Annotated in this window: 9 protein-coding genes; 6 read left to right on the top strand and 3 right to left on the bottom strand. The window is 52.0% G+C overall.

Features of this window, described 5'->3' with window-relative positions:
* Window positions 1-33: 33 nt before the first annotated feature.
* From ACG2F4_RS10855 to ACG2F4_RS10830, 6 genes are all read left to right on the top strand, one after another.
* A complete protein-coding gene (locus ACG2F4_RS10855) occupies window positions 34-1788 on the top strand; it encodes a RagB/SusD family nutrient uptake outer membrane protein (RefSeq protein ID WP_395260644.1) in 1755 nt (584 codons plus the stop codon).
* Between the two features lie 392 nt (window positions 1789-2180).
* On the top strand, window positions 2181-3863 hold the full coding sequence (locus tag ACG2F4_RS10850) for a GH32 C-terminal domain-containing protein (RefSeq protein ID WP_395260643.1): 1683 nt from the start codon (window positions 2181-2183) through the stop codon (window positions 3861-3863).
* A 104-nt stretch (window positions 3864-3967) separates the two neighbouring features.
* Window positions 3968-5551, top strand: coding sequence for a glycoside hydrolase family 32 protein (locus ACG2F4_RS10845; protein ID WP_395260641.1), 1584 nt, complete (start codon window positions 3968-3970; stop codon window positions 5549-5551).
* A 27-nt stretch (window positions 5552-5578) separates the two neighbouring features.
* Window positions 5579-6934, top strand: a complete 1356-nt coding sequence (locus ACG2F4_RS10840; protein ID WP_395260640.1) for a sugar porter family MFS transporter — start codon at window positions 5579-5581, stop codon at window positions 6932-6934.
* A gap of 21 nt (window positions 6935-6955) precedes the next feature.
* On the top strand, window positions 6956-8311 hold the full coding sequence (locus ACG2F4_RS10835; protein WP_395260638.1) for a sugar porter family MFS transporter: 1356 nt from the start codon (window positions 6956-6958) through the stop codon (window positions 8309-8311).
* 104 nt (window positions 8312-8415) lie between these two features.
* Window positions 8416-9315 (top strand): carbohydrate kinase, encoded by a 900-nt coding sequence (locus ACG2F4_RS10830; protein ID WP_395260636.1) that lies wholly within the window; start codon window positions 8416-8418, stop codon window positions 9313-9315.
* Window positions 9316-9375: 60 nt separating this feature from the next.
* On the opposite strand, the gene argS is transcribed toward ACG2F4_RS10830, so the two are convergent.
* The 3 genes from argS to radC form a co-directional block, all read right to left on the bottom strand.
* Window positions 9376-11013 (bottom strand): arginine--tRNA ligase, encoded by a 1638-nt coding sequence (gene argS, locus ACG2F4_RS10825; RefSeq protein ID WP_395260634.1) that lies wholly within the window; start codon window positions 11011-11013, stop codon window positions 9376-9378.
* A gap of 88 nt (window positions 11014-11101) precedes the next feature.
* Window positions 11102-11482, bottom strand: a complete 381-nt coding sequence (locus ACG2F4_RS10820) for a four helix bundle protein (RefSeq protein WP_395260632.1) — start codon at window positions 11480-11482, stop codon at window positions 11102-11104.
* A 30-nt stretch (window positions 11483-11512) separates the two neighbouring features.
* The gene (radC, locus tag ACG2F4_RS10815; RefSeq protein WP_395260630.1) at window positions 11513-12262 is read right to left on the bottom strand and encodes a DNA repair protein RadC; all 750 of its coding nucleotides are present in this window, start codon (window positions 12260-12262) and stop codon (window positions 11513-11515) included.
* Window positions 12263-12466: the final 204 nt, after the last annotated feature.

Raw genomic sequence — 12466 nt, 5'->3', positions numbered from 1 at the left:
TCGAGATTTTTAACGTAAAACGAGGTAACTAATATGTTTTCATTCAAATTTAGATCATATCTGCTGGTAGTGGCGGCCCCTGTATTGGCGATCATGCTTGCGGGCTGCGAAGGCTTTCTGGATTACAAGCCCAAAGGGGTCGTAAACGAAGAGGACATCAGCGGCGCAGACGGTATTGAGCGATTGACAACCGCGGCCTATGCATCGCTGGGTAACTCCGACTGGCTCTATTCCTACGAGTCGAACTGGCTATACGGCAGCGTCCGCTCGGATGATGCCTATAAAGGAGGCGGAGCACTGAGCGATCAGGGTGAAATGGACTGGTACGAGCGCTTTGTCTTTATCCGGGCAGACCAGGGATATCAACACCGCGCCTGGCAGGCTCTCTTCCAGGGAATTGAGCGGGCCAATTTGGCGCTGCGGAAAATCGGCGAGCTGGAGGTACAGGACCAGTCGTATCCCCTGCAGGAACGGGTGGCAGAAATGCGCTTCCTCAGAGCTCATTTTTATTTCCGCCTGGTCATCCTTTTCAAACAGGTCCCCTGGATTGATGAGACCGTCAGCTCTGAAGAAATGGCGGAAATTTCCAACGCAGAGTTTACGCGAGACCAGCTGCTGGATAAAATTGCGGCTGAATTTCAGTTTGCCAAAGATAACCTTCCCGACGAACAGCAGGAGGTCGGCAGGGCCAGTGCCGTAGCGGCCGCCGCCTACCTGGCCCGAACCCGGCTTTACCAGGCGTATGAGCAGGATGAAGATCACAATGTGGTCAACATCAACCAGGAACGGTTAAACCAGGTCGTGGTGGAAGCCGATTATGTGATCAATTCCGGCAAACATCAGCTGTTTGATGATTTCGGCAAAAATTTCATTACCGAATACGATAACGGTCCCGAGTCGGTGTTTGCGGTGCAGCATTCCTTTGACGACGGTACGTCCCAGGGAGGGCGGATGAATTATGAGCACGGGCTGAATTATAACATGGCCCCGGAATACGGCTGTTGCTGGTTCCATATACCAAGCCATAATTTGGTAAACGCGTTCAAGACGGATGAAAACACCGGCTTGCCGTTGTTTGACACCTTCAATGACCAGATGGTGAGCGACACCGACCCGAACGCCTACCTGCAACAGTCGTTTGATCCGCGCCTGAGCCACACCGTGGCCATTCCGGGTCACCCCTTCAAGTATGATTCAGACTGGCTGTACCAGGCAGGCTGGGCACGGCAACCGGAGCTCTATGGGCACCATTCAACCATGAAGGAAGTACAACATCCCGACCAGCAGGGAACCCAGTCCTGGGGTCCGTTCTGGGGAAGCGCCAAAAATGTGGACATAATCCGTTATGATGATGTGCTATTGATGAAAGCCGAAGCCCTTATCGAGTTGGGCCGCGAAGACGAGGCGCTGCCGCTGATCAACATGCTCAGAAACAGGGCCGCCAACAGTACCGACATGGTCCGGTATTCCGATGGCTCCGCCCCGGCCAACTACAATATCGAACCGTACCGGGATGGGGACAACATCAACTGGACACAGGAAAACGCCAGGGAGGCCCTGCGCTGGGAACGGCGACTGGAATTTGCCATGGAAAGCTGGCGCTTTTTCGATCTGGTCCGCTGGGGTATAGTGGAAGAGGTGCTTAACAATTACTTCGAAGTAGAACAGACGAGAAAAGGATACCTCAGGGAGGCTCACTTTGAAGCCAATAAAAACGAGTACCTTCCCATTCCGGAACAGGAAATTGTGTTGAGCGAAGGGCTCTACGAACAAAACCCGGGCTACTAGATCAATATCGAATAAGGAACAGGGAATAAAGAATATCGGAGGATATTGCTTCCAAAATATTCTGGGAGCGCCTTCGGTATTCAGCATTCCTTGTTCGCGATATTCGTAATGCAATTCCAGCAATTCTGCCTGAAGCCTGGCCACCTAAAATGTCTGGTTTACCCGGCTAATATAATGAAATTCACATTGCAGCAATTTCATTGCGCTCCCGGGGACAGCAGAGCCGGCTTCCCTCTTTTGATGCATGACAGATGAGACACCCTGGGATATAACGCTTGACGAATGGTATGATAAACCGGTCTGGCAATAATATAGATAAAGGCATTAACCAGTAAAGTAATTACCGTATGGACGTAGCATACTATGTCCCAACAGTTAAAATCATTAAAATTATGAAAACACTAATCACCAGTATTTTTCTCATATTTGCAACCATCTCGTCCATCGCCCAAACGCTCTCCCGGGAGATCAAGGTGGAAAACCAGGACCGATACCTGAACTTCCCAGTTGCGGGGTGGAGCAGCGATTTCGAGGGTGAGCAACAGATGATGCGTATCATCCACGACGGAACCGTGCTCGATGAGTTTTCCATCAGCCTGGCCGCCGGTGATGCCGACTGGTGGGCTTTTTTCCCGGTACAGCGCTACCAGGGTGAAACGCTCACGGTTGAATTGGATAATCCGGCGGGCGAAGAAGGACTAAACAACGTATTTGCGGACCAAATCTTCCCCGGACAGGAAAACCTTTATAATGAACGATACCGCCAGCAGGTACACTTTTCCTCGCGCCGCGGGTGGAACAACGATCCGAACGGGCTCATCTGGTACGACGGCGAATGGCACCTGTTCTACCAGCACAATCCCTATGGATGGGCGTGGGGAAATATGCACTGGGGTCACGCAGTAAGCACCGACCTGGTGCACTGGCGGGAACTCCCCGATGCGCTCTATTCTCCCGATCACGATCACATGGCCTTTTCCGGGGGGGCGGTGGTGGATCCCGAAAATACCGCTGGTTTCCGAAGAGATGGGGTGGATCCGCTTATCGCCACCTATACGCGAACGGGCTCCGGCGAACACCTGGCGCTGAGCTACGACAACGGCCGCACCTTTGAGGAATACGAAGGAAACCCGGTGGTAGAGCATCGCGGGCGCGATCCAAAAGTGTTCTGGTATGAGCCCGGCAACCACTGGGTGATGATTGTATATAGCGAATCGCATACGCGGGAACTGGCATCGGGAGAGGACGTCCGGCTGTACCAGCACTCCATTTATACGTCCCCCGACTTAAAAGAGTGGACCTACCGGTCGGGCGTGACTGATTTTTTTGAGTGCCCGGAGCTGTTTGAGCTACCGGTTCAGGGAGAGCCCGGCACCAGTAAGTGGGTGATGTACGACGCCGACGGCAAATACGTGATCGGGACGTTTGACGGTAAAAAATTCAATGTAGAACAGGGACTGCGGCAATTTGACTACGGCGGAGATTTCTACGCCTCCCAAACCTTTGCCAACGTACCTGAAGAGGATGGACGAAGAATCCAGATCGGCTGGTTCCAGACCGAAACTCCCTACATGCCCTTCAACCAGAGCATGACGTTTCCAACCGAACTGAATCTCAGGAAAACAGACGATGGGTACCTGCTGTATCCCAGGCCGATCCGGGAAATTGAAAAACTTCACGCCCGCAGTTACCGGCTGGAAAACAGGGTGATCAGTGATACCACAATTTCATCCCCCATACGGGGAGATCAACTGCATGTTATTGCGGAGTTTGACAAGGGGGAATCAACGCAGTTCGGCCTGAATGTGAATGGCTATGAGCTGACCTACAACCTGCTGCGGAGCACCCTGAACGATACCTTTTACCCGATCGAGGAAACCCTGAAGCTGGAGCTGATTGTAGACCGGATGGGCATCGAGGTGTTTGTCAATGATGGTGAATTGTATTATGTAGAGGAATATAATTCTGTGGATGCCGAGCACCTCGTGGAGATATTTTCCCGGGGCAGAAGCTCCTCCACACTCCAGATCAAGTCGTTCGAGGTACATGAACTTTCCTCCATATGGAATAAGTGAATTTTTTCCACATATTCTGCCAAAAGCATTCTTTTTTTCAGAAAGAGAGAAAAAATCGCAATCGGGATAACTTCAACCTTTATTATCACACAAAAACCAACGCTATGGATATTCTAACAAAATTTAGAACCCTCATATTTCTTGTACTGCCGGGAATTCTGCTCATCTCCTGTCAAAATGGGGACCCGCAACAGGAGGTGACTGAATTGGAAACACAAACGGCAAGCTATGACGAGCCCTATCGCCCCCAGTTCCACTTCACACCGGCTGAGAACTGGATGAACGATCCGAACGGACTGGTGTATCATGACGGGGAATACCACCTATTCTACCAGCACAATCCGTTTGGAGATACCTGGGGACATATGAGCTGGGGACACGCCGTGAGTCCCGACCTGGTGCACTGGGAACATCTTCCCGTCGCCCTGCCAGAGGAAAACAACATCATGATCTTCTCGGGGAGCGCGGTAGTGGACCACAACAATACGTCTGGTTTTGGGTCAGACGAAAATCCGCCGATGGTAGCGATCTATACCGGTCACCATACCGATCAAGACCGGCAGGACCAGCGCATCGCCTACAGTACCGACAACGGGCGCAGCTGGACCAAATATGAGGGCAACCCCGTCATCGACGAGGAGATGGAAAACTTCCGGGATCCCAAAGTAATATGGCACGAGGATACGGATCAATGGATTATGGTCGTGGCCCTGCCTACTGAGTACAAAGTTCGGTTTTATAGCTCCGATAACCTGAAAGACTGGAGCCTGCTCAGCGAATTTGGTCCCTCCGGCGCTACCGGCGGTATCTGGGAATGCCCGGACCTGTTTGAGCTCCCGGTAGACGGAGATAGCGACCGCACGAAATGGGTGCTGCAGGTGGACCTGAATCCCGGTGGACCTTTCGGCGGTTCGGGAGCACAGTATTTCGTGGGCCATTTTGACGGCGAAACATTTGTCCAGGACCCGGAGACCGAGGGACAAACCCGCTGGGTGGATTACGGCAAGGATTTTTACGCGGTGCAGTCCTATACCAATATTCCCCGGGACGACGGCCGCAGAATATGGCTGGCATGGATGAACAACTGGCAGTATGCCCAGGAGATTCCCACCAGCCCCTGGCGAAGCGCCATGACCATTCCGCGATCGCTGAGCCTGCAAACATTTGATGATGGCATCCACCTGATGCAGCAGCCGGCGGATGAGCTGACCCAACTGAGAGGCGAGCATCACCATTTTGAACAGCAGCAAATTGACGGCGATTCGAACCTGCTCAGCGAGGCGGGCATCAGGGGCAACCTGCTGGAAATCAAAGCCCGTTTCAATGTCGGTGAGGCCTCTGTAGTGGGATTCAGAGCGGCACAAGGCAACGGGGAAGAAACGCTGGCCGCTTATAATAACGATACGGGTCAACTGTTTGTAGACCGTACCAATTCCGGCAATACGGCCTTTAACGAGGAGTTTCCCGGCATTCACGAGGCTCCCCTAAAAACAGTTGAAGGTGAAGTTACGCTGCATATATTTATAGACCGTTCTTCAATCGAGTTGTTTGGCAACGGGGGGCGTGCTGTCATCACAGACCGCATCTTTCCATCGGAAGGGAGCGACGGGATATCGCTTTACACGGAAGGAGGCACAGCACAGCTCATCAGCATGGATGTATGGCAGCTTGAATCGGCCTGGAACTAACCACTTAATCAACAAGGATTACAGGGAATGATAAAAACAAAATCGATTCTTCTATCGGCTATTGTCGCCTCGCTGGCGGGTTTTCTTTTCGGATTTGATACAATCGTCATCTCCGGGGCGGAACAGCCCATTCAAAAATTGTGGAATACCAGCGACCTGTTTCACGGCACCTTTATCACCTCCATGGCCCTGTGGGGGACCGTCATCGGGGCCCTGTTTGGTGGCATTCCCTGCGATCGCATCGGGCGGCGCAGAACGCTGTTCTGGATCGGCATCTTTTACCTGCTCTCGGCACTGGGGTCGGCTTTTGCCCCCGGGCCCTATATTTTTTCCTTCTCCCGCTTTATCGGCGGACTCGGCGTCGGGGCCTCTTCGGTGGCCGCCCCGATCTATATCTCCGAGATCACCCCGGCCGGCGACCGCGGCCGGCTGGTGGCCTCCTACCAGTTCAATATCGTATTCGGTATCCTGGTCGCCTACCTATCCAATTACCTGATCGGGGAATATTTCGGCGTCAACGCATGGCGCTGGATGCTCGGAGTCGAGGCGATCCCTGCCGCCATCTACGCCCTGTTTGTGCTCGGCGTGCCCGAAAGTCCACGCTGGCTGGCGCTCCGAAAAGATGACCAGGCCGGCGCTCGAAAAATTTTGGAGCATCTCAATCCCACCGAAAATATCGACCTGCTGCTCGAAGAGATCACCAGCTCGGTAAAAAAAGCCTCCAGGTCGGTATTCTTTTCCAAAAAGTACAGCTTTCCCATCATGCTGGCGTTTCTGATCGCCTTTTTCAACCAGCTTTCCGGCATCAACTTCGTGCTGTATTACGCGCCCCGCATTTTTGAGCAGGCGGGACTGGCCGCATCGGAAGTGCTCGGGGCCTCGGTGCCGATAGGAATTGTCAACCTGCTGTTTACCCTGACGGGCATGGCCCTGATAGACCGGATGGGGCGTACAAAACTGATGTATATCGGCTCATTCGGATATATACTCTCACTGGCCGGGGTCTCCTGGGCGTTCTTCACGGGGGCGGAGGGCAGTCTCGTTGTCCTGTTTGTCAGCGCCTTTATCGCCTCGCATGCCATCGGGCAGGGAGCTGTAATCTGGGTGTTTATTTCTGAAATATTCCCAAATTCGGTTCGCGACTACGGGATGTCGCTGGGGGCCGGCACCCACTGGGTTTTTGCAGCCCTCATCACCCTGTTGACGCCCACGGTACTCAGTACATTTTCGGGCGGCACCATATTTGCCTTTTTTGCCTTTATGATGGTTCTGCAACTGCTGTTCGTCTGGAAACTGATGCCCGAAACCAAGAACAAGAGCCTCGAAGAGCTGGAAAAAGAGCTGCTGCCGGAGGATGCCGAGTTTGATGAAGAGCTGGGGTAATTAACAGAAAAGACAAACAAGATGATAAAAACAAAATCAGTTTTACTGTCTGTTATTGTCGCCTCGCTGGCGGGATTTCTCTTCGGGTTTGACACCATTGTCATCTCCGGGGCCGACCGCCCCATTCAACTGTTGTGGGACACCAGCGACCTGTTCCACGGCACTTTTATCATGTCGATAGCCCTTTGGGGAACGGTTATCGGGGCCCTGTTCGGCGGTATTCCCTCTGATAAATTTGGGCGACGGAAAACCCTTTTTGGCATCGGTATCCTGTACCTGCTGTCTGCGCTGGGCTCCGCGCTGGCGCCCGATCCATACATATTTTCCTTCTCCAGGTTTATCGGCGGACTCGGCGTGGGTGCCTCTGCCGTGGCTGCCCCGATCTATATCTCCGAGATCACCCCGGCCGGCGATCGCGGGCGCCTGGTGGCCACCTACCAGTTTAATATCGTATTCGGTATCCTGGTCGCCTACCTCTCCAATTACATGATCGGGGAATATTTCGGCGTCAACGCCTGGCGATGGATGCTCGGGGTGGAGGCGATACCCGCCGCGATTTACGCCCTGTTCGTGCTCGGCGTGCCCGAAAGTCCACGCTGGCTGGCGCTGCGAAAAAATGATGAAAAAACAGCCCGCGAAATATTGACACAGCTTAACCCTACAGAAAACATTGAGCGCCTGCTACAGGAGATAACAAAATCGGTTTCCACCGTTTCCCGCTCCGAGTTCTTCACAAAAAAATACAGCTTCCTGATACTCCTGGCCTTCCTGGTTGCTTTCTTCAATCAATTTTCCGGCATCAACTTCGTGTTGTATTACGCGCCCCGCATTTTTGAACAGGCTGGACTGGCGGAATCGGAAGTACTCGGGGCGTCGGTTCCCATAGGGATTGCGATGGTCGTCTTCACGATGGTGGGGATGTACCTGATCGACAAGCTGGGCCGAAAAAAATTGCTGTATTACGGGTCCATCGGATACATCCTGTCCCTGTCAGGCGTTTCCTGGGCCTTTTTTTCTGGTGCAGACGGCAGCCTGCTGGTACTGTTCATCGTGGCTTTTATTGCCGCTCACGGCATCGGGCAGGGGACCGTTATCTGGGTCTATATTTCTGAAATATTTCCAAATTCCGTTCGCGACTACGGGATGTCGCTGGGAGCCGGCACCCACTGGGTGTGCGCTGCTGTCATCACCCTGATTACCCCCACGGTATTGAATACCTTTTCGGGCGGCACCATATTCGCCTTTTTTGCCTTTATGATGGTTCTGCAACTGCTTTTTGTGATCTACATCATGCCGGAAACCAAAAATCGCTCGCTGGAGGAACTGGAACGAGAACTGCTCCCGGAAGAGGTGGAACTGCAGGGGGAATGGAAATAGGTTTTCCAGAGAATGCAACAATAATTCTCAGAGCATGAACGGTCGATTAGTTCAGACTAATACTGATCTGCTGGAATTCAAATGCTTCAATTTTAAAAGAAGTGATGAGTACGAAAACAGGAATACTTTGTATCGGTGAAATTTTATGGGATGCCCTCCCTTCGGCACTGTACCTGGGAGGCGCCCCGCTGAATGTATGTTACCATCTAAATCGCTTTGGGATAAACGCCTCCATTGCCAGCCGCGTGGGCCGGGATCGCCTCGGCAGCGAAGCGATCAACCGGATCAGGCGAAAAGGAATTCCGGTCGACCAGATCCAGGAAGACAATGACTACGAAACCGGGTTTGTATGTGTGGAGTTGAGCACAAGTGGAGATCCAACCTACAATATTATTGAACCGGTCGCGTGGGACTATATCCGGCTTACCCAGTCCCTCAAAAATAAGGCGCAACAGTGCTGGGGATTGGTTTTCGGATCACTTGCACAGCGCAATGATGTAAGCCGGCACACTATTCAACAACTCTGGGAGTTTGATATCAAGAAAATCCTGGATATGAATCTTCGAACGCCCTTTGTCGACAAATCCATTATTTATGATTCCCTTTCGGTCTCGGATATCGTCAAGATGAATGAGGACGAGCTCAACCAGCTTTCAGACTGGTACGGGTTTTCCGCTGACACGCCAAAAGCGGTGGAGCAGGTGGCCCGCAAGTTTGACTGCCGGCTGGTATGCGTTACCCGGGGAGCCGACGGGGCCATGCTATACCGGGAAGGGGAATGGTACGAGCACAAGGGATTCCCGGTTAAAGCCAAAGATGCAGTGGGAGCCGGAGATGCATTCCTCGCCGCCCTGCTTCACGGGATCAAAAACAACAAAAAAAGCAGCGAACTGCTCCCCTTTGCCAACGCCACAGGCGCCCTGGTAGCCCAAAAAGATGGAGCGACCCCGGCGTATTCTATACAGGATATTCTCGTTGAGCTGGAAGAAACCGGCAGGGAATAAGAGGACGTTACAGGGCTGTACGCCCATTTTGAGGTTTCACATATGCCCTGTATAACAATATCACATCTGGTCGGGCGCCGATATCCCCAGGATCCCCAATCCATTGGCCAGCACCTGCGCGGTGGCCCTGGCAAGTTCGGATCGTGCCAACACCAGTTCCTCGGCCTCTCCCAGGATACGGCAATCGTGATAAAAGCGGGTGAAATCCGACGCCAGGTCATTCAGGTAGTTGATCAGCCGGTGTGGTTCACGCGCTTCGGCCGCGCTCCGAATCACCTGCGGGAAACGGATCATCGTCTTGATGAGCTGAATCTCGGAGTCATGCGTCAGCACCTCCAGGTTGGAGTCCATTTCAAAGTCGTACTCCTCATCCACTTTGCGCAGGATGCTTTTGATCCTCGCATGCGCATATTGCAGGTAGAAGACCGGGTTCTTCTCTCCCGCCTCCTTTGCCTCGGCGATGTCAAACTCAAGGTGCGTATTGGGATCGCGCATCAGGAAGAAAAAGCGGGTCACATCCGATCCGACCTCGTCCATCAGTTCGTCAAGCGTCACGAAGTTGGCCTTGCGCGTACTCATTTTGAACGGTTTGCCCTCTTTAACAAGCGTGACAAACTGGTACACCACCACATCCACTTTCGAGGAATCGTATCCGAGTGCTTCGATGCCGGACATCACATCCGGGTAGGTGGCGATGTGATCGGCCCCGAAGATATCGATACACTGGTCATATCCCCGCTCCAGCTTGTTGGCGTGATAGGCGATGTCGGGCAGGCGATAGGTTGGCTCTCCCGTGCTTTTAACGAGCACGGTGTCTTTGTCTTTCCCGAACTTGGTGGTTCTGAACCAGGTGGCCCCGTCTTTGTCGTATGCAAGTTCCTTTTTTCGGAACGCCTCCACGGTCTGGTCTATTGAGCCATCCTCATAGAGCGTGTGCTCATTGAAAAAGGAGTCCATGTGAATATTCATACGGTCCAGGGTCTGCTGGATATCTTCAAAGATGAGCTCCTCGGCCTTTTCCTTGAAGGGAGTGACATCTTCAGCGTCGACCAGCGCCTCGCCGTGTTCATCAATCAGGGCCTGCGCAATCTTTTTGATATACTCTCCCTGGTACCCGTCTTCGGGAAATTCCACATCCCGGCCAAGTTCCTGCAGGTAGCGTGCCCGCACGCTTTCCCCGAGCACGCGCATCTGGCGGCCGGCGTCATTAAAATAATATTCGCGGTCGACCTCCGCGCCGGTCCATTCCAGCAGCCGGGCAATAGTGTCGCCGAGCACTGCATTCCGGCCGTGTCCCACAGTCAGCGGACCCGTGGGATTGGCACTCACAAATTCGACCAAAATTTTTTGTCCTTTACCGACATCGGTTTTCCCAAAATCGGTAGTGGTCGAGAGTATATCGTCCAGCTCGTCATACAGGTAGGCGTCGGCATAGCGAAAATTGATAAAGCCGGGTCCGGCGATCTCGACCTCCTTTATTCGCCTGGAATCGTAATCAAGGTTTGCGACGATTTGCTCAGCAATCTTTCGCGGATTATTGCGCAGGGGCCGGGCCAGCATCATGGCGATATTGGTGGCGGCATCACCGTGTTCGGGCTGGTTCGGTTTTTCAATCTCAATTTCATCCGGAAGATCTTCGTCGGAGAGGTCAAACTGTTTCAGTGACTCGCTGATTACAGAGCGCAGGTATTCTTTCATTCAACAAACTTTTTTAGGGCTTAGCGTGAAACGCCAAATATAAGACTTTTGAATATCGAATATCGAACAAGGAATTATAAATCCTGAATTAGGTACTCTTTCTTAGATTTGATCTTGCTGTCGCTATACTAGTTACAAAAATGGATATTAACTCATTATTCTCTTTAAGAGTTGTGTTTATCAGTTTAGACTTGTCTATTAACGGCTTTCTTTGAATAATTTTTAAGCATACTTGTGTTTCCCTTAATTCTTTCAAGCTAATTTTCATTTTATGGATAAAATCCCTTCTCGATTCTGCACTCTGGGCCTCTGCATATTGCAAAGCAGGTGCTGTACCTGATCTTATTAATTGATTAGCAAAATGTCTACCAACTGAAGTCTTGGGTAATATTTCTACAATCGTTATAACGGATAATGAAAATTCTATCAACCGCTCCTCAAGATCGAATTTGCCCTTATACTTCTTCATTCCAAATTCCCTGTTCAATATTCTTCAGTTCTATCCAATCAAGCCTTTGGCGCGGAAGCTGGTGTAGCTGTCGCCCGCGATGATGATATGGTCATTGACCGGTATGCCGAGCAGCTTTCCCGACTCAACAATACGTTCCGTAAGCCGGATATCCGCCTTTGACTCGCTTTTATTGCCACTGGGATGATTGTGGACAAGTAAAATGCTTTGAGCCTCGTTGAGAATAGCCTGGCGCATGACCTCGGCGGGATCGACAATCGTGGCGGTGGAACCGCCCGAGCTGATCTTGTGATAGCCGGAAAGGTATTTTGCATTATTCAGGAAGGCCACGATAAAGGTTTCCTTCGTCAAATCGCGCAGCTTGGGAGCAAAATAGGCAACCGCCTGCTGCGGAGACGTAATCTGCAGCTGTTCGCCCAGTGAAGCCACCTGGATACGGCGTGACAGCTCAAACACCGCTTCCAGCGTCAGGGCTTTGACCTTGGCGATGCCCGGAATCACTTTCATATCCTGCCAGCTTTTGCGGGCCAGGTGGCGCAGCCCGTCAAAATGATCGAGCAGCGCCTGCGACATCTGGATGACATTCATCTCCCGGCTGCCGGTACGCAACAAAATAGCCAGCAACTCTGCATCGGAAAGACTTTCCCCGCCATATTTCATCAGCTTTTCGCGCGGCTGCTCATCAGGGCGCATCTCCTTGACGGTTCGATTGCGAAACCGCTCAGCTTCAAACGTTTCCTTTTCTCTCCCGGATTCGGTAGCATTCCCAGAATTTGACATATGTACCCCTCTCTTTTGACTGTTATCAGATCAACTTTCTATCTATATAGAGCGGTTTTGGGAGCAATCCTTACAGAAAAAGGCAGACCGCAAACGGCAGATGTGAGACGTGAGACGTTGATGAAATTTAAATCAATATATCTGTCTCCCATCTCACATCTGCCGTCTGCCGTTTACCGTTTCACGTCTGCCGTCTCACGTCTG

This window comes from Halalkalibaculum sp. DA3122, assembly GCF_043951865.1.
In the GTDB taxonomy this organism is placed as follows: Bacteria; Bacteroidota; Rhodothermia; order Balneolales; family Balneolaceae; genus JAMQKA01.
The sequence above is the reverse complement of the archived record's forward strand: the minus strand, read 5'-3'. Positions and strand labels throughout refer to the sequence as shown.